Raw genomic sequence first — 16,867 nt, forward strand, 5'->3', positions numbered from 1 at the left:
TCGCGCCTTTTTTTTTGCTCCAAGGCTGGGAGAAAGCGGGCTGGAACCCGTAGTGACGATCAGGAGGTTCACGTGAACAAATCAATGCTGGTGGGTGCGGTTCTGGGTGCTGTCGGTGTTACCGCCGGAGGTGCTGTGGCGACCTACAGCTTGGTGAACAAGGGGCCTGAGTACGCCCAGGTCACCGACGTGCAGCCGATCAAGCAGCAAGTGAAAACCCCGCGTGAGGTGTGCAAGGACGTGGCGGTGACCCGCCAGGCCCCGGTCAAGGACCAGCACCAGATCGCCGGCACCGTGGTCGGTGCCCTGGCCGGTGGCCTGCTGGGCAACCAGATCGGCGGCGGTACCGGCAAGAAGATCGCTACCGTGGCTGGCGCCGTGGGGGGTGGCTATGCGGGCAACAAGGCCCAGGAATACATGCAGGAGCGTGACACCTACACCACCACGCAAACCCGCTGCAACACGGTCAACGACCTGAGCGAGAAGGTGGTGGGCTACAACGTCACCTATTCGATCGGTGACCAGGTGGGCAAGGTGAAGATGGACCACGAGCCGGGCTCGACCATTCCGTTGGACAAGAACGGCAAGCTGGTGCTGGGGCAGAATCAGCCGGGGCAGTGAGGTTTGCGCGCCCCTTGTAGGAGCGGCCTTGCGTCGCGAAAGGGCTGCGTAGCAGCCCCGGCAACTTTGTGGTGGGCCGCAGATCCCGGGGGCTCTTCGCACCCCTTTCGCGACGCAAGGCCGCTCCTACACAAGGCAGATCGCGTTGCTGGCTGGGAATGGCGCAAAAAAAAGCACCCAGAAGGGTGCTTTTTTTATGCCCGAAGCAATCAGCGCTTCATGTATTCCGGCAGGTGCGGCTGGATCGCCGTCAGCACTGCCTTGAAGCACTTGATGTTGCCGGCAACGATGTGGCCCTTCTCGAGGAAGTCGTGGCCACCGTTGAAGTCGCTCACCAGGCCGCCTGCTTCCTGAATCAGCAGCACGCCTGCAGCCATGTCCCACTCGGACAGGCCCGACTCCCAGAAGGCGTCGAAGCGGCCGGCCGCTACATAGGCGAGGTCCAGGCTGGCGGAGCCGGCGCGGCGGATGCCGGCGGTCTGGCCGGTCAGCGCACGGAACATGCCCAGGTAGTTGTCCAGGTCGGCCATTTGATTGTCGCGGAACGGGAAGCCGGTACCCAGCAGGGCGCCTTCAAGGCTGGTGCGCGAGCTGACGCGCAGGCGACGGCCATTGACCTGGGCGCCACGGCCACGGCTGGCGGTGAATTCTTCCTGGCGCACCGGGTCGACGATGACCGCGTGCTCGAGGCGGCCGCGGTATTTGCAAGCGATGCTGACCGCAAAGTGAGGAACGCCACGCAGGAAGTTGGTGGTGCCATCGAGCGGGTCGATGATCCACAGGTAGTCCTTGCCTTCTTCACCGGAGCCGGCGTGCAGGCCGGTCTCTTCACCTTGGATGGAGTGGTTCGGGTAAGCCTTGCGCAGGGCCTCGACGATGACTTTTTCAGCGGCGCGGTCAACCTCGGACACATAGTCCTTGGCCTGCTTCTCGTCGACTTTGATGCTATCCAGGCGTTCGATGGAGCGGAAAATCAGTTCACTGGCGCTGCGAGCGGCGCGCAGGGCGATATTCAGCATAGGCTGCATGGGCGTTTCACCTGGGGATGTTAAAGAGGAAAGCCGCATAGTCTATCAGAAATCTGCTTCGGCAGAAGGGTGACATGCGCATTCGTGGCGTTACGCCCGTCGGTTCTGTAAGATCATTTGCCCCTTCATCTGTATCCGTGAGCTCAACACCTTGTTGCAGAATATTCGTGTTGTTCTGGTCAATACCAGCCACCCCGGTAACATCGGCGGCGCTGCGCGTGCCATGAAAAACATGGGCCTGTCGCGCCTGGTGCTGGTGCAACCGAAGGAGTTTCCGTCCTCTGAAGCCTCTGCCCGCGCCTCGGGCGCCGACGACATCCTGGCCAGTGCCCAGGTGGTCGAAAGCCTTGAAGATGCGCTGGTCGGTTGCAACCTGGCGATCGGCACCAGCGCTCGCGAGCGCAGCATCCCCTGGCCGCTGCTCGACCCGCGCGAGTGCGCGGTCAAGGCTGTCGAGCGCGCCGCCGTCGGCGAGGAAATCGCCCTGGTGTTCGGTCGCGAACACGCCGGCCTGACCAACGACGAACTGCAGCGATGTCACTTCCACGTGCACATTCCTTCGAACCCCGACTTCAGCTCGCTGAACCTGGCTGCCGCGGTGCAAGTGCTCGCCTATGAGGTGCGCATGGCCTGGCTGGCCGGGCAGGGTGAGCCTTCGAAAGTCGAAAAGGACAACGCCTGCGAGTTGGCGACCCTGGACGAAATGGAGCGCTTCTACGACCACCTGGAGCAAACCCTGGTGGGCATCGGCTTCCTCGACCCGGAAAAGCCCAAGCACCTGATGGCGCGCCTGCGCCGGCTGTACGGGCGCAGCTCGGTAGAGCGTACGGAAATGAGCATTTTGCGCGGCATCCTCACCGAGACTCAAAAAGTCGCTCGGGGCGAGCCGCATAAACGGAAGGACTGAAACATGTTCGAGCGTCTGCGTGAAGATATTCAAAGCGTGTTCCATCGTGACCCGGCGGCGCGCAACGCCTTCGAGGTACTGACCTGCTACCCGGGCATGCACGCCATCTGGCTGCATCGCCTGGGCAACGCCCTGTGGAAGCGCGACTTCAAGTGGCTGGCCCGCCTGGTGTCGAACTTCGGCCGCTGGATGACCGGCATCGAGATCCACCCCGGCGCCACCATCGGCCGGCGCTTCTTCATCGACCACGGCATGGGCATCGTCATTGGCGAAACTGCCGAAATCGGTGACGACGTGACCCTTTACCAGGGCGTGACCCTGGGCGGCACCAGCTGGAATAAAGGCAAGCGCCACCCCACGCTGGAAAACGGCGTGGTGGTGGGCGCCGGCGCCAAGGTGCTGGGCCCGTTCACCGTCGGTGCCGGGGCCAAGATCGGCTCCAACGCGGTGGTCACCAAGGCGGTGCCGGCCGGCGCCACGGCGGTGGGTATCCCCGGGCGCATCATCGTCAAGAGCGAAGACGACGCCGTAGAGGCCAAGCGCAAGGCCATGGCCGAGAAGATCGGCTTCGACGCCTACGGTGTCAGCGGCGACATGCCCGACCCCGTGGCCCGCGCCATCGGCCAGATGCTCGACCACCTGCAGGCCGTCGACGAGCGCCTGGAGGGGATGTGTGGCGCGCTGACCCGGATGGGCAGTGACTACTGCGCCAAGGAGCTGCCGGCGCTGCCCGACGACGAGTTCGCCGACGCCTGCGCCGAAGCCTGTACCGAGGCCAAGCAGGGCGACACTCAGCCGCATTGATTGCGCCGTCCGGCACATGGGGCGTGTGCTTGCGCCCCTTGTCTGCTACACTCGCGCCCGCCTTCCACATGCATACCCGACTAAAGCAGTAGGTCTAATAGTTGACTTAAATGCTCGGGAATCGCATACTCGCACACATCCTGTAACTCCCGTGGTAACCATACGCCATGCGACTGACTACCAAAGGCCGATACGCCGTGACCGCCATGCTTGACCTGGCGTTGCACGCGCAGCATGGGCCGGTGTCTTTGGCCGATATTTCCGAGCGCCAGGGCATTTCCCTCTCTTATCTGGAGCAGCTGTTCGCCAAGCTGCGCCGCAGCAGCCTGGTTTCCAGCGTTCGCGGCCCGGGCGGCGGCTACCAGCTGTCGCGGGGCATGGAAACCATCCAGGTGGCCCAGGTCATCGATGCGGTCAACGAATCGGTCGATGCCACCCGTTGCCAGGGCCTGGGGGATTGCCATGCCGGCGATACCTGCCTGACTCACCACCTGTGGTGCGATCTGAGCCAGCAGATCCATGAATTCCTCAGTGGCATCAGCTTGGCCGACCTCGTCATGCGCCGCGAGGTGCAAGAAGTCGCCCAACGCCAGGACCTGCGCCGTGTCGCGGGCCGTGTTGCCCAGCTGGACAAGATTGAGACGTCCGCCGTCGACTGATAACCGCGACGAGCGACGCCACCGCCTGATAGGAGATACTCAATGAAGTTGCCGATCTACCTCGATTACTCCGCGACCACCCCGGTCGACCCGCGCGTTGCCCAGAAAATGGCCGACTGCCTGCTGGTCGACGGGAACTTCGGTAACCCGGCCTCGCGTTCCCACGTGTTCGGCTGGAAGGCTGAAGAAGCCGTCGAGAACGGCCGCCGCCAGGTGGCCGAGCTGATCAACGCCGACCCGCGCGAGATCGTCTGGACCAGCGGTGCCACCGAGTCCGACAACCTGGCGCTGAAGGGTGTTGCGCACTTCTATCAGACCAAGGGCAAGCACATCATCACCTCCAAGATCGAGCACAAGGCGGTGTTGGACACTGCCCGCCAGCTGGAGCGTGAAGGTTTCGAAGTCACCTACCTCGAACCAGGCGAAGACGGCATCGTCACCCCGGCCATGGTCGAGGCGGTGCTGCGCGACGACACCATCCTGGTCTCGCTGATGCACGTGAACAACGAAGTCGGCTCGATCAACGACATCGCTGCCATCGGTGAACTGACCCGCGCTCGCGGCGTACTGTTCCACGTCGATGCCGCCCAGTCGGCCGGCAAGGTCGAAATCGACCTGCAAAAGCTGAAAGTCGACCTGATGTCGTTCTCGGCGCACAAGGTCTACGGCCCCAAAGGTATCGGCGCGCTGTACGTCAGCCGCAAGCCGCGTGTACGCCTTGAAGCCATCATCCATGGCGGCGGCCACGAGCGTGGCATGCGCTCCGGCACCCTGCCGACCCACCAGATCGTCGGCATGGGCGAAGCCTTCGCCATTGCCAAGCAGGAAATGGCCGCTGAAAACGTGCGCATCAAGGCCCTGAGCGACCGCTTCTTCAAGCAGGTCTCCGACCTTGAAGAGCTGTACGTCAACGGCAGCAGCACCGCTCGCGTACCGCACAACCTGAACCTGAGCTTCAACTACGTCGAAGGCGAGTCGCTGCTGATGTCGCTGAAAGACATCGCCGTATCGTCCGGTTCGGCCTGCACCTCCGCTTCGCTCGAGCCGTCCTACGTGCTGCGCGCCCTGGGCCGCAACGACGAACTGGCACACAGCTCGATCCGCTTCTCCTTCGGCCGCTTCACCACTGAAGAAGAAGTCGACTACGCCGCGCAGGAAGTCTGCAAGGCGGTCAACAAGCTGCGCGAACTCTCGCCGCTGTGGGACATGTACAAAGACGGCGTCGACATCTCCAAGATCGAGTGGGCCGCCCACTAAGCAGTCGCCGGCAAGAGCGGCTCCCTGATGAGGAAGGAATTGCACCATGGCATACAGTGAAAAGGTCATCGACCACTACGAAAACCCACGCAACGTCGGCAAGATGAACGCCGAGGACCCGGATGTCGGTACCGGCATGGTCGGCGCCCCGGCGTGCGGTGACGTGATGCGTCTGCAGATCAAGGTCAACGAGCAAGGCATCATCGAAGACGCCAAGTTCAAGACCTACGGCTGCGGTTCGGCCATCGCCTCCAGCTCCCTCGCCACCGAGTGGATGAAGGGCAAGACCCTGGACGAAGCCGAAACCATCAAGAACACCCAGCTGGCCGAAGAACTGGCGTTGCCGCCGGTCAAGATCCACTGCTCGGTACTCGCCGAAGATGCCATCAAGGCAGCCGTTCGCGATTACAAGCAGAAGAAAGGCTTGATCTAAGTCGCCTGTTGCAAGGTAAGGAGTTCCGATGGCTATCAGCATGACAGAAGCCGCCGCCAACCACATTCGCCGCTCCCTCGACGGGCGCGGCAAGGGTGAGGGCATTCGCCTGGGCGTGCGCACCACCGGCTGCTCGGGCCTGGCCTACGTGCTGGAGTTCGTCGACGAGCTGGCTGACGAAGACCAGGTGTTCGAGAACCACGGCGTGAAGGTCATCATCGACCCGAAAAGCCTGGTATACCTCGACGGCACCGAGCTGGACTTCGTCAAGGAAGGGTTGAACGAAGGCTTCAAGTTCAACAACCCCAACGTGCGCGGTGAGTGTGGCTGCGGCGAAAGCTTCAACGTTTGAGGCTTGCCGTGGGTACTCCTTGCCATTTCGCCCTGTTCGACCTGCAACCCGGCTTCAGCCTGGACCTCGACAAACTGGCCACGCGTTATCGCGAACTGGCCCGCGAGGTCCATCCGGACCGCTTCGCCGACGCTTCCGAGCGTGAGCAGCGCGTTGCCCTGGAAAAGTCCGCGGCGCTGAACGATGCCTACCAGACCCTGCGCAGCGCCCCGCGCCGAGCCCGCTACCTGCTGGCCATCGGCGGCCACGAGGTGCCCCAGGAAGTCACCGTGCACGACCCGGACTTCCTGTTGCAGCAGATGCAGTGGCGCGAAGAGCTCGAAGACTTGCAGGACGAAGCCGACCTGGACGGCGTTGCCGTGTTCAAGAAGCGCCTCAAGGCCGCCCAGAGCACCCTCAACGAGGATTTCGCCGGCTGCTGGGATGTAGCTGCCGAGCGCGAGCAGGCCGAGCGCCTGATGCGCCGCATGCAGTTCCTCGACAAGCTCGCCCAAGAAGTGCGCCAACTCGAAGAGCGCCTCGACGATTAACCCCGGCGTCGCCCGTGACGACGCCTAAGGTACCCAGACAAGCATGGCCCTACTGCAGATCGCCGAACCCGGTCAGAGCCCCCAGCCGCACCAGCGCCGCCTGGCGGTGGGCATCGACCTGGGCACCACCAACTCCCTCGTCGCCGCCTTGCGCAGCGGGCGCAGCGAACCGCTGCCCGATGCCCAGGGCAACGTCATTCTGCCGTCGGCAGTGCGTTACTTGGACGCCGCCATCGAAGTCGGCCAGGCCGCCCGCGACGCCGCCGCCAGCGACCCGCTGAACACCATCATGTCGGTCAAGCGCCTGATGGGCCGTGGCCTGGCCGACGTCAAGCAACTGGGTGATCAACTGCCATACCGCTTCGTCGGCGGCGAGTCGCACATGCCGTTCATCGACACCGTGCAGGGCGCCAAGAGCCCGGTGGAAGTGTCTGCCGATATCCTCAAGGTGCTGCGCCAGCGCGCTGAAGACACCCTGGGCGGCGAACTGGTGGGTGCGGTGATCACCGTGCCGGCCTATTTCGACGACGCTCAGCGCCAGGCCACCAAGGACGCCGCGCGTCTGGCCGGCCTGAACGTACTGCGCCTGCTCAACGAACCCACCGCTGCCGCCGTGGCCTACGGCCTGGACCAGAATGCCGAAGGCGTGGTGGCGATTTTCGACCTGGGCGGCGGTACTTTCGACATCTCCATCCTGCGCCTGACCGCCGGGGTGTTCGAGGTGCTGGCCACCGGTGGCGACACCGCCCTGGGTGGTGACGACTTCGACCACGCCATCGCCGGCTGGATCATCGAACAGGCCGGGCTGTCCGCCGACCTCGATCCGGCCACCCAGCGCCAGCTGCTGCAGGCCGCTTGCGCGGCGAAAGAAGCCCTGACCGACAGCGATGTGGTCAGCGTGCGTCACGGCGCCTGGCAGGGCGAACTGAGCCGCGCCGCTTTCGAAGCCATGATCGAGCCGCTGATCGCCCGCAGCCTCAAGGCCTGCCGCCGCGCCGTGCGCGACAGCGGTATCGAGCTGGAAGAAGTGGCTGCCGTGGTGATGGTCGGTGGTTCGACCCGCGTGCCGCGTGTGCGCGAAGCGGTCGGCGGCCTGTTCGGCCGTACCCCGCTGACCTCCATCGACCCCGACCAGGTGGTGGCCATTGGCGCCGCCATCCAGGCCGACACCCTGGCCGGCAACCGCCGCGAAGGTGGCGAGCTGCTGTTGCTGGATGTCATCCCGCTGTCGCTCGGCCTTGAGACCATGGGCGGGCTGATGGAGAAGGTGATCCCGCGCAATACCACCATCCCGGTGGCCCGCGCCCAGGAATTCACCACTTACAAAGACGGCCAGTCGGCCATGATGATCCACGTGCTGCAAGGTGAGCGCGAACTCATCAGCGACTGCCGTTCGCTGGCCCGCTTCGAACTGCGCGGCATCCCGGCCATGGTCGCCGGTGCGGCGAAGATCCGCGTCACCTTCCAGGTGGACGCTGACGGCCTGCTCAGCGTCGCCGCCCGCGAGCTGGGTTCGGGGGTGGAATCGAGCATCCAGGTCAAGCCGTCGTACGGCCTGACCGACGGCGAGATCGCCCGCATGCTCAAGGATTCGTTCGAGCACGCAGGCTCCGACAAGCACGCGCGCCAGTTGCGCGAGCACCAGGTCGACGCCGAGCGCCTGCTCGAAGCAGTACAGGGCGCCCTGGACGCCGACGGCGAGCGTCTGCTCAGCCCTGACGAGCGCGACGCCATTGCCTTCCAGATGCAGGAACTACGTGATTTGCTGGCCGGCACCGATGGCGCTGCCATCGAGCAACAGACCAAGCGTCTGTCGCAGGTGACCGATGCATTTGCCGCCCGTCGCCTTGATTCGACGGTCAAAGCCGCACTGGCCGGGCGCAACCTGAATGAGATCGAGGAGTAACCGATGCCGCTGGTGACATTCCTGCCGCATGAAAAATTCTGCCCCGAGGGGCTGACCGTGGACGTGCCGGCCGGGACCAACATCCTGGAGCTGGCCCACGACCATCACATCGAGATGGAAAGCGCCTGCGGTGGCGTCAAGGCCTGCACCACCTGCCACTGCATCGTGCGCAAGGGCTTCGACTCGCTTGAAGAAGCCGACGAGCTCGAAGAAGACATGCTGGACAAGGCCTGGGGCCTGGAAGCGCAGTCGCGCCTGGGTTGCCAGGTGGTGGTCGCCGACGAAGACCTGACCATCGAGATCCCCAAGTATTCGCTCAACCACGCCGCCGAAGCGCCGCACTGAGGGATGTCCGCATGAGCCTGAAATGGATTGATGTACTTGAGATCGCCATCCAGCTTGCCGAAAGCAAGCCGGAAGTCGATCCTAAATATGTGAATTTCGTCGATCTGCACCGTTGGGTGCTGGCACTGCCCGAGTTCAGCGACGATCCGTCGCGCGGCGGCGAGAAAGTGCTCGAGGCCATCCAGGCGGCCTGGATCGAAGAAGCCGACTGAGCGCACGCTGCAGGTTAGGCAATCCCCTGGAACCCGCGTATAATTCGCGGGTTTAATTTTTCGCAACACTCATATTTCTGGAGTTTTCCATGGCTGTTCAACGTACTTTCTCGATCATCAAGCCTGACGCCGTCGCCAAAAACGTCATCGGCAAGATCACCACCCGCTTCGAAGAAGCCGGCCTGAAAATCGTCGCTTCGAAAATCAAGCAACTGTCCAAGGCCGAAGCCGAAGGCTTCTACGCCGAGCACAGCGCTCGTGGCTTCTTCGGCGACCTGGTTGCCTTCATGACCTCCGGCCCGGTTGTCGTTCAGGTTCTGGAAGGCGAGAACGCCATCGCTCTGAACCGTGAGCTGATGGGCGCCACCAACCCTAAAGAAGCTGCTGCCGGCACCATCCGTGCTGACTTCGCCGAGTCGATCGACGCCAACGCCGTTCACGGTTCGGACTCCGAAGCTGCCGCTGCTCGCGAAATCGCTTACTTCTTCGCTGCTACCGAGGTAACCACTCGCTAAGCGAAAGCTTAGGAGTGAGGGTGAATCCATGACGACATCGACCGACAAGATCAACCTGCTGGGGCTTACCCTGGCGGAAATGGAACAGTTCTTCGACTCAATCGGGGAGAAGCGCTTCCGTGCCGGTCAGGTGATGAAATGGATTCACCATTTTGGCGTGTCCGACTTTGCGGACATGACCAACGTCGGCAAGGTCTTGCGCGAAAAGCTCGAGGCCGTTGCCGAGATTCGCCCCCCGGAAGTGGTCAGTGAAGACATTTCCGCCGACGGCACCCGTAAATGGGTGGTCCGCGTTGCCTCCGGCAGCTGCGTCGAAACCGTCTACATCCCCACCGACGACCGCGGCACCCTCTGCGTTTCGTCGCAAGCCGGCTGCGCCCTGGACTGCAGTTTCTGCTCCACCGGCAAGCAAGGCTTCAACAGCAACCTCACCGCCGCCGAAGTGATCGGCCAGGTGTGGCTTGCCAACAAATCCTTCGGGACCGTCCCTGCCAAAGTCGACCGCGCCATTACCAACGTGGTCATGATGGGCATGGGCGAGCCCTTGCTGAACTTCGACAATGTCATCGCTGCCATGAAGATCATGATGGAAGATCTGGGCTATGGCATTTCCAAACGTCGCGTCACGCTCTCCACCTCCGGTGTGGTGCCGATGATCGACGAGCTGGCCAAGCACATCGACGTGTCGCTTGCGCTTTCGCTGCACGCGCCCAACGACGAGCTGCGCAACAAGCTGGTACCGCTGAACAAGAAGTACCCGCTCAAGGTATTGCTGGAGTCGTGCATGGGCTACATGTCGACCCTGGGCGGCAAGCGTGTGCTGACCATCGAGTACACCCTGCTCAAGGACGTCAACGACCAGCCTGAGCACGCGGCGCAAATGATCGAGCTGCTGCGCGACGTGCCGTGCAAGATCAACCTGATCCCGTTCAACCCGTTCCCGCATTCCGGTTACGAGCGCCCGAGCAACAACGCCATCCGCCGGTTCCAGGACCTGCTGCACCACGGCGGCTTCAACGTCACCACCCGCACCACCCGCGGTGACGACATCGATGCCGCCTGCGGCCAGCTGGTCGGCCAGGTCAATGACCGCACCCGCCGTAGCGAGCGCTACATCGCCGTGCGTCAGCTCGCCGCCGACGAGCCGCAAGACAGCGCTGCGCGCCCCTGACGAGTACCAGCAGCCATGGCCCTGCGCAGCGCGCTGTCAGTCCTCATGTTCATGCTGCTGGCCGGCTGCGTGTCGGGCGGCGGCGGCGACCCCCTGGCCAGCCGCCAGGGGCGTGAAGAGGCGGGCAGGGCGTACGTGCAGCTTGGCCTGGGCTATTTGCAACAAGGTTTGACCGGGCAAGCCAAGGCGCCGCTAACCAGGGCGCTGGCACTGGACAGCCGTGACGCCGATGCCCACGCCGCCCTGGCGCTGGTGTTCCAGGCCGAGGACGAACCGCAGCTGGCCCTGCAGCACTTTGAAAAGGCGTTGGCGGCGCGCCCCGGCGACACACGAATCCGCAACAATTTCGGCAGTTTCCTATATGCTCAGGGCCGTTTTGCCGATGCCCAGGCAATGTTTCGCCTTGCCGCGGCCGATACCCTGTATCCTGAGCGTTCCCGGGTGTACGAGAACCTTGGCCTGACTGCCCGCAAGCTCGGCCAAGGCGAGCAGGCCCGGCAATATTTGCACAAGGCGCTTCGGCAGGACCCGCGGCAACCCAAGGCGTTGCTCGAAATGGCTGAGTTGTCCTACGAAAACAGGCATTATGTGCCGGCCTGGGAGTATTACGATCGTTTCAGCCAGTTGAGCGACCACGACGCCCGCAGCCTGCTGCTGGGTACGCGCCTGGCCAGCGCCCTTGACGATCAGGGCACCGCGGCCCGCATGGGCCAGCAATTACAACGACTTTATCCCGGTACGCCGGAATATCAGCAATACCTGTCGGAGCAACGATGAAAGCCGCGCACACCGAAGTAGCAGCAGCGCCCCGCCACAACCCCGGTGATGTCCTGCGCCAGGCCCGCGAAAAGCGGGAGTGGAGCCAGGCTGAGGTCGCAAAAAGGCTCAACCTTACGGTTTCTTCGCTGAACAACCTCGAAACCGGCGCCTTCGACAAGCTGCCCGGGCACACCTTCGCCCGTGGTTACATCCGTGCCTACGCCAAGCTGATGGACATGGACCAGGCACCGCTGGTCGCCGCCTTCGACCAGATCACCGGCAGCCACGCCCAGGGCAGCGATGTGCACGCCCTCGGCCGTATCGAAGAACCCGTCCGCCTGTCGCACAACATCCTGCGCGTGGTCAGCCTGCTGCTGCTGGTGGCCGTGGTCGGTGGCGGCTTCGTCTGGTGGCAGGACCAGGGCAGCCTGCGCGGCAAGGACCTGGCCAAGATCGCCCTGGAGCACGTCGAGGTCGAAAGCGCCGACGGCACCACGCAGATCCACCCGCTGGACGAGCCGGAAGACCAGGCCGTCAACGAAGCCCAGCAACCCGAAACCCAGACCCTGCCACTGGAGCCCGCCGTCACTGGCGAGGCCCCGGCCAGCGAGGCGCCGGCCATCGCCACCGCGCCGGTGGTCAGCACCCCGGCCCCGGTTGTGGCCAGCACGCCTGCCGCAGCAGCACCGGCTGACCCGGTAGCACCAGTGGCCCCGGCTGCACCTGTGGCACCTGCCGCCCCTGTGGCCGCCGCCCCGGCACCGGCCGCCGAAGCTGCGCCCGCCGCCGCCGGCAGCGCCAATGTACACATCCAGTTCACCGCCGATTGCTGGACCCAGGTCTCCGACGGCAACGGCAAGGTGCTGTTCAGCGCCATCAAGCGCAAGGGCGATAGCCTGGAACTGACCGGCAAGCCACCGTTCGCGGTACGCCTGGGCTTTGCCCGTGGCGCCCAGGTGAGCTACAACGGCCAGGCGGTCGATGTCGCCCCGTTCACCAGTGGCGAAACCGCTCGCCTGAAGTTGGGACAGTAAGTCATGCACGGCGAATCTCCGATCAAACGTCGCGAATCCCGCAAAATCTGGGTCGGCAATGTGCCGGTGGGCGGCGATGCCCCCATCGCGGTGCAGAGCATGACCAACACCGATACCAACGACGTCATGGCCACCGTCGGGCAGATCCAGCGCCTGGTGGATGCCGGCGTCGATATCGTCCGCGTCTCGGTACCAGACATGGACGCCGCCGAAGCCTTCGGCAAAATCAAGCAACTGGTCAGCGTGCCGCTGGTGGCCGACATTCACTTCGACTACAAGATCGCCCTGCGTGTGGCTGAGCTTGGCGTCGACTGTTTGCGCATCAACCCCGGCAACATCGGCCGTGAAGACCGCGTGCGCGCGGTGGTCGATGCCGCCCGCGACCGTGGCATCCCGATCCGCATCGGGGTCAACGCCGGCTCCCTGGAAAAGGACCTGCAGAAGAAGTACGGCGAGCCAACCCCCGCCGCGCTGGTGGAATCTGCCCTGCGCCATGTCGAGCACCTCGACCGCCTGGACTTCCAGGACTTCAAGGTCAGCGTCAAGGCCTCCGACGTGTTCATGGCCGTCGAAGCCTACCGCCTGCTGGCCAAGCAGATCATCCAGCCGCTGCACCTGGGCATCACCGAAGCCGGTGGCCTGCGTTCGGGGACGGTGAAATCCGCCGTCGGCCTCGGTATGCTGCTGGCCGAAGGCATCGGTGACACCATCCGTATTTCCCTGGCGGCGGACCCTGTCGAGGAAGTGAAGGTCGGCTACGACATCCTCAAGTCGCTGCGCCTGCGCTCGCGTGGTATCAACTTCATCGCCTGCCCGAGCTGCTCGCGGCAGAACTTCGATGTGGTCAAGACCATGAACGACCTGGAAGGGCGCCTCGAAGACCTGCTGGTGCCGCTGGACGTGGCGGTGATCGGCTGCGTGGTCAACGGCCCGGGTGAAGCCAAGGAATCGCACGTCGGCCTCACCGGCGGTACGCCGAACCTGGTGTACATCGATGGCAAGCCTGCGCAAAAACTGAACAACGACAACCTGGTGGACGAGCTGGAAAAGCTCATTCGCCAGAAAGCGGCCGAGAAGGCCGAGGCCGACGCGGCGCTGATCGCCCGCGGCTGACACAGATTCGTAAGGACTATTCGTGAGCAAATCGCTGCAAGCCATCCGTGGCATGAACGACATCCTGCCCGACCAGTCGCCACTGTGGCGCTACTTCGAGGGCACCGTGGCCGGCCTGCTGGACAGCTACGGCTACAGCCAGATCCGCACGCCGATCGTCGAGTTCACCGAGCTGTTCAAGCGCTCCATCGGTGAAGTCACCGACATCGTCGAAAAAGAGATGTACACCTTCCAGGACAACAAGGACTCGCTGACCTTGCGCCCGGAAGGCACCGCCGCCTGCGTGCGTGCCGTGCTGGAGCACGGCATCATCGGCAATGGCCAGGTGCAGAAGCTCTGGTATGTGGGCCCGATGTTCCGCCACGAACGCCCGCAGCTGGGGCGCTACCGCCAGTTCCACCAGATCGGTGTCGAGGTGTTCAACCTGGCCGGCCCGGATATCGACGCCGAGCTGATCATGCTCACCTGGCGCCTGTGGGCGTTGCTGGGCATCCAGGACGCGGTAACCCTGGAGCTCAACAGCCTGGGTACCAGCGAAGCCCGTGCGCGCTACCGTGATGCACTGGTCGAGTTCCTCTCCCAGCGCATCGACCAGCTGGACGAAGACAGCAAGCGCCGCCTGCAAAGCAACCCGCTGCGCATCCTCGACAGCAAGAACGAAGGCACCCAGGCCGCCCTGGTGGGCGCGCCCAAGCTCGAAGAGTACCTGGACGAAGAGTCCCGCGTGCACTTCGAGGGCGTGAAGGCCCGCCTTGATGCAGCCGGTATCCCGTTCGTGATCAACACCAAGCTGGTGCGCGGCCTGGATTACTACAGCAAGACGGTGTTCGAGTGGGTCACCGACAAGCTCGGTGCCCAGGGCACGGTGTGCGCCGGTGGCCGCTACGATGGCCTGGTCGAGCAGATGGGCGGCAAGCCGACCACCGGCGTTGGCTTTGCCATGGGTATCGAGCGCCTGCTGCTGCTGATCGAAACCCTGGGCAAGGTGCCCGAGTCGATCAGCCGTACCCTCGACGTTTACCTGTGCGCCTTTGGCGAGCAGGCCGAGCTGGCGGGCCTGAAGCTCAGCGAGCAACTGCGTGACCGCCTGCCGAAGCTGCGCCTGGCGGTCAACGCCGGCGGCGGCAACTTCAAGAACCAGTTCAAGAAGGCCGACAAGAGCGGCGCGCTGTTCGCGCTGATCCTCGGCGACGACGAGCTCGCCAAGCAGCAAGTCGGCGTGAAGCCCCTGCGTGGCCAGGGCGAACAACAGAACATTGCCTGGGATGCTCTTGCCGAGCACCTGGAAACCGCGATCGCCCAGGCGTAACGCGGTTCAACAACGAATAGGCGAAAAGGAGTATTGGGGTGTCGAGTACCGATGATGATGATCTGGCAGGCGTCAAGGACTGGTGGAACCGCAACGGCAAGCCGCTGCTGACCGGTGCCTTGCTGGCCGGCGTGGTGGTGATGGGCTGGCAGACCTGGCACAAGTACCAGGCCAACCAGTCCCAAGGCGCTTCGGCGCTGTACCAGGCCCTGCTGGAAACCTCGCTGACCCCGGACGGCCAGCCAGACGCCGGCAAGGTTGCCGAGCTGTCCGGCAAGCTCAAGAGCGAGTTCGGCGGTACCGCCTATGCCCAGTACGGCAGCCTGTTCGTGGCTAAAGTGGCGGTCGACAGCGGCAAGCTGGACGACGCCGCTGCCGAACTCAAAGCCGTGCTGGACAAGCCGGCCGACGCCACCCTGGGCGAGATCTCGCGCCAGCGCCTGGCCCGCGTGCTCGCAGCTCAGGACAAGGCAGAAGAAGCGCTCAAGCTGCTCGACGGCGACACCGACAAGGCGTTCCAGGCCAGCCGCGAAGAGCTCAAGGGCGACCTGCTGGTACAACTGGGCCGTGCCGACGACGCGCACGGTGCCTACGAAAAAGCCAAGGCTGCGCTGTCTGACGACGCCGCGGTCGGTGGCCTGCAACTGAAGCTGGATGACCTGGCCAAAGGGGACGCCTGACGTGAAGGGTTGGAAAACAGCAGCTGTGCTCACCCTCGCCGTACTGGCCGCAGGTTGCAGCAGCAACAGCAAGAAGGAACTGCCACCGGCCGAACTGACCAAGTTCACCGAAGAAGTGGTGCTGAAAAAGCAGTGGAGCCGTTCGATTGGTGACGGCCAGGGTGAAACCTACAACACCCTGGTACCGGCCATCGAGAACGACCGCATCTACGCAGCCGACGTCAACGGCAAGGTGTTCGCACTCGACCGCCTGAACGGTGACGTGGTCTGGAAGAAAGACCTCGAGCTGCCGGTTTCCGGCGCCGTCGGCGTGGGCTACGGCCTGGTCATGCTGGGCACCCTCAAGGGCGAAGTCGTCGCCCTGGACTCGAGCACCGGCGAAGAACGCTGGCGTTCGCGCGTTACCAGCGAAGTACTGGCACCGCCCGCCAACAACGGCGACGTGGTGGTGGTACAAACCCAGGACGACCGCCTGATCGGCCTCGACGCCACCACCGGTGACCGTCGCTGGATCTACGAAAGCACCCCGGCGGTACTGACCCTGCGTGGCACCGGTGCGCCGATCGTCACCAACCGCCTGGCCGTCGCCGGCCTGTCCACCGGCAAGGTGGTGGCGGTAGACATCAGCAACGGCGTGCCGGTGTGGGAAAGCCGTGTGGCCATCCCGCAGGGTCGTTCGGAGCTTGACCGCGTAGTGGACATCGACGGCGGCCTGCTGCTGACCGGTGGCACGCTCTACGTCGGCACCTACCAGGGCCGCGTCGCCGGCCTGGACCTGGAAAGCGGCCGCGTGATGTGGCAGCGCGATGCCTCCAGCTACGTGGGTGTCGCCCAGGGCTTCGGCAACGTCTACGTCAGCGAGGCGTCGGGCACCGTCGAGGGTATCGACGAGCGCTCCTCCAGCGCCCTGTGGAGCAACGACAGCATGGCTCGCCGCCAGTTGTCGGCGCCGGAAGTGTTCTCCAGCTACGTGGCGGTAGGTGACTTCGAGGGTTACCTGCACCTGCTGAGCCAGGTCGATGGCCGCTTCGTCGGCCGTGAGCGTATCGACAGCGATGGCCTGCGCGCCCGCCCACTTGTGGTCGGCGACACCATCTATGTCTTCGGCAACAGCGGCAAGCTCGAGGCACTGACCATCCGCTGAAGCTAAGCTTGGGGCTCTGACCGGCCCCGGGCTGCGGTGCACGATGCACCGCCCGAATACCGGCCGCTGCCTTTGCAGCGGCCTTTGC

The 16,867-nt window shown here is 64.1% G+C and carries 20 protein-coding genes; 19 read left to right on the top strand and 1 reads right to left on the bottom strand.

The genetic code is table 11. The features are described 5' to 3' along the window. Positions 1-72 precede the first annotated feature (72 nt). Complete coding sequence (locus ACI2KK_RS00815; RefSeq protein WP_369987998.1) at positions 73-621, top strand: glycine zipper 2TM domain-containing protein; 549 nt, start codon at positions 73-75, stop codon at positions 619-621. 209 nt (positions 622-830) lie between these two features. On the opposite strand, the gene suhB is transcribed toward ACI2KK_RS00815, so the two are convergent. Beyond that, on the bottom strand, positions 831-1,649 hold the full coding sequence (gene suhB, locus ACI2KK_RS00820) for an inositol-phosphate phosphatase (RefSeq protein ID WP_217886407.1): 819 nt from the start codon (positions 1,647-1,649) through the stop codon (positions 831-833). A 151-nt stretch (positions 1,650-1,800) separates the two neighbouring features. Between suhB and trmJ the strand changes: the two genes are divergently transcribed. The 18 genes from trmJ to bamB all read left to right on the top strand — a co-directional run bounded on the left by trmJ (position 1,801) and on the right by bamB (position 16,779). After that, the gene (trmJ, locus tag ACI2KK_RS00825; RefSeq protein WP_404667536.1) at positions 1,801-2,556 is read left to right on the top strand and encodes a tRNA (cytosine(32)/uridine(32)-2'-O)-methyltransferase TrmJ; all 756 of its coding nucleotides are present in this window, start codon (positions 1,801-1,803) and stop codon (positions 2,554-2,556) included. A 3-nt stretch (positions 2,557-2,559) separates the two neighbouring features. Further along, complete coding sequence (cysE, locus tag ACI2KK_RS00830) at positions 2,560-3,360, top strand: serine O-acetyltransferase (protein WP_217840225.1); 801 nt, start codon at positions 2,560-2,562, stop codon at positions 3,358-3,360. Between the two features lie 167 nt (positions 3,361-3,527). Next, the gene (gene iscR, locus ACI2KK_RS00835; protein WP_050704358.1) at positions 3,528-4,019 is read left to right on the top strand and encodes a Fe-S cluster assembly transcriptional regulator IscR; all 492 of its coding nucleotides are present in this window, start codon (positions 3,528-3,530) and stop codon (positions 4,017-4,019) included. 42 nt (positions 4,020-4,061) lie between these two features. Beyond that, complete coding sequence (locus tag ACI2KK_RS00840) at positions 4,062-5,276, top strand: IscS subfamily cysteine desulfurase (protein ID WP_404667537.1); 1,215 nt, start codon at positions 4,062-4,064, stop codon at positions 5,274-5,276. Between the two features lie 46 nt (positions 5,277-5,322). Continuing rightward, positions 5,323-5,709, top strand: coding sequence for a Fe-S cluster assembly scaffold IscU (gene iscU / locus ACI2KK_RS00845; RefSeq protein WP_007929523.1), 387 nt, complete (start codon positions 5,323-5,325; stop codon positions 5,707-5,709). Between the two features lie 28 nt (positions 5,710-5,737). After that, on the top strand, positions 5,738-6,061 hold the full coding sequence (iscA, locus tag ACI2KK_RS00850) for an iron-sulfur cluster assembly protein IscA (protein WP_003248536.1): 324 nt from the start codon (positions 5,738-5,740) through the stop codon (positions 6,059-6,061). Between the two features lie 8 nt (positions 6,062-6,069). Next, positions 6,070-6,591 (top strand): co-chaperone HscB, encoded by a 522-nt coding sequence (hscB, locus tag ACI2KK_RS00855; protein WP_404667538.1) that lies wholly within the window; start codon positions 6,070-6,072, stop codon positions 6,589-6,591. A 43-nt stretch (positions 6,592-6,634) separates the two neighbouring features. After that, positions 6,635-8,497, top strand: coding sequence for a Fe-S protein assembly chaperone HscA (gene hscA, locus ACI2KK_RS00860; RefSeq protein WP_404667539.1), 1,863 nt, complete (start codon positions 6,635-6,637; stop codon positions 8,495-8,497). A 3-nt stretch (positions 8,498-8,500) separates the two neighbouring features. Then, a complete protein-coding gene (fdx, locus tag ACI2KK_RS00865) occupies positions 8,501-8,842 on the top strand; it encodes an ISC system 2Fe-2S type ferredoxin (RefSeq protein ID WP_304548609.1) in 342 nt (113 codons plus the stop codon). A gap of 11 nt (positions 8,843-8,853) precedes the next feature. Then, complete coding sequence (iscX, locus tag ACI2KK_RS00870) at positions 8,854-9,054, top strand: Fe-S cluster assembly protein IscX (RefSeq protein ID WP_016393987.1); 201 nt, start codon at positions 8,854-8,856, stop codon at positions 9,052-9,054. Between the two features lie 89 nt (positions 9,055-9,143). Then, a complete protein-coding gene (ndk, locus tag ACI2KK_RS00875) occupies positions 9,144-9,569 on the top strand; it encodes a nucleoside-diphosphate kinase (RefSeq protein ID WP_008092560.1) in 426 nt (141 codons plus the stop codon). A gap of 28 nt (positions 9,570-9,597) precedes the next feature. Further along, positions 9,598-10,740, top strand: a complete 1,143-nt coding sequence (gene rlmN, locus ACI2KK_RS00880; protein WP_404667540.1) for a 23S rRNA (adenine(2503)-C(2))-methyltransferase RlmN — start codon at positions 9,598-9,600, stop codon at positions 10,738-10,740. Between the two features lie 15 nt (positions 10,741-10,755). Further along, a complete protein-coding gene (pilW, locus tag ACI2KK_RS00885; protein WP_404667541.1) occupies positions 10,756-11,517 on the top strand; it encodes a type IV pilus biogenesis/stability protein PilW in 762 nt (253 codons plus the stop codon). Then, positions 11,514-12,533 (top strand): RodZ domain-containing protein, encoded by a 1,020-nt coding sequence (locus tag ACI2KK_RS00890; RefSeq protein WP_404667542.1) that lies wholly within the window; start codon positions 11,514-11,516, stop codon positions 12,531-12,533. The genes pilW and ACI2KK_RS00890 overlap by 4 nt, the downstream gene beginning before the upstream one ends. Positions 12,534-12,536: 3 nt before the next feature. After that, the gene (gene ispG, locus ACI2KK_RS00895; protein WP_217840218.1) at positions 12,537-13,646 is read left to right on the top strand and encodes a flavodoxin-dependent (E)-4-hydroxy-3-methylbut-2-enyl-diphosphate synthase; all 1,110 of its coding nucleotides are present in this window, start codon (positions 12,537-12,539) and stop codon (positions 13,644-13,646) included. 22 nt (positions 13,647-13,668) lie between these two features. Then, entirely contained in the window at positions 13,669-14,955 is a 1,287-nt protein-coding gene (gene hisS, locus ACI2KK_RS00900; RefSeq protein ID WP_217840217.1) for a histidine--tRNA ligase, read from the top strand. Positions 14,956-14,993: 38 nt separating this feature from the next. After that, positions 14,994-15,635 carry a tetratricopeptide repeat protein gene (locus ACI2KK_RS00905; protein ID WP_217840216.1) on the top strand — a complete coding sequence of 214 codons (642 nt, stop codon included), beginning with the start codon at positions 14,994-14,996 and terminating at the stop codon, positions 15,633-15,635. After that, a complete protein-coding gene (bamB, locus tag ACI2KK_RS00910) occupies positions 15,610-16,779 on the top strand; it encodes an outer membrane protein assembly factor BamB (protein ID WP_404667543.1) in 1,170 nt (389 codons plus the stop codon). The genes ACI2KK_RS00905 and bamB overlap by 26 nt, the downstream gene beginning before the upstream one ends. Positions 16,780-16,867 lie beyond the last annotated feature (88 nt).

Source organism: Pseudomonas sp. NPDC089406 (assembly GCF_044900265.1).
In the GTDB taxonomy this organism is placed as follows: Bacteria; Pseudomonadota; Gammaproteobacteria; order Pseudomonadales; family Pseudomonadaceae; genus Aquipseudomonas; species Aquipseudomonas fakonensis.

Bases quoted from the DNA above. Each gene is read 5' to 3' on its own strand.
- rlmN (WP_404667540.1), top strand. From the start codon at position 9,598: ATGACGACATCGACCGACAAGATCAACCTGCTGGGGCTTACCCTGGCG.
- ndk (WP_008092560.1), top strand. From the start codon at position 9,144: ATGGCTGTTCAACGTACTTTCTCGATCATCAAGCCTGACGCCGTCGCC.
- ispG (WP_217840218.1), top strand. From the start codon at position 12,537: ATGCACGGCGAATCTCCGATCAAACGTCGCGAATCCCGCAAAATCTGG.
- ACI2KK_RS00840 (WP_404667537.1), top strand. From the start codon at position 4,062: ATGAAGTTGCCGATCTACCTCGATTACTCCGCGACCACCCCGGTCGAC.
- iscA (WP_003248536.1), top strand. From the start codon at position 5,738: ATGGCTATCAGCATGACAGAAGCCGCCGCCAACCACATTCGCCGCTCC.
- iscR (WP_050704358.1), top strand. From the start codon at position 3,528: ATGCGACTGACTACCAAAGGCCGATACGCCGTGACCGCCATGCTTGAC.
- cysE (WP_217840225.1), top strand. From the start codon at position 2,560: ATGTTCGAGCGTCTGCGTGAAGATATTCAAAGCGTGTTCCATCGTGAC.
- bamB (WP_404667543.1), top strand. From the start codon at position 15,610: ATGACCTGGCCAAAGGGGACGCCTGACGTGAAGGGTTGGAAAACAGCA.
- hscA (WP_404667539.1), top strand. From the start codon at position 6,635: ATGGCCCTACTGCAGATCGCCGAACCCGGTCAGAGCCCCCAGCCGCAC.
- pilW (WP_404667541.1), top strand. From the start codon at position 10,756: ATGGCCCTGCGCAGCGCGCTGTCAGTCCTCATGTTCATGCTGCTGGCC.
- suhB (WP_217886407.1), bottom strand. From the start codon at position 1,649: ATGCAGCCTATGCTGAATATCGCCCTGCGCGCCGCTCGCAGCGCCAGT.
- ACI2KK_RS00890 (WP_404667542.1), top strand. From the start codon at position 11,514: ATGAAAGCCGCGCACACCGAAGTAGCAGCAGCGCCCCGCCACAACCCC.
- fdx (WP_304548609.1), top strand. From the start codon at position 8,501: ATGCCGCTGGTGACATTCCTGCCGCATGAAAAATTCTGCCCCGAGGGG.
- iscX (WP_016393987.1), top strand. From the start codon at position 8,854: ATGAGCCTGAAATGGATTGATGTACTTGAGATCGCCATCCAGCTTGCC.
- iscU (WP_007929523.1), top strand. From the start codon at position 5,323: ATGGCATACAGTGAAAAGGTCATCGACCACTACGAAAACCCACGCAAC.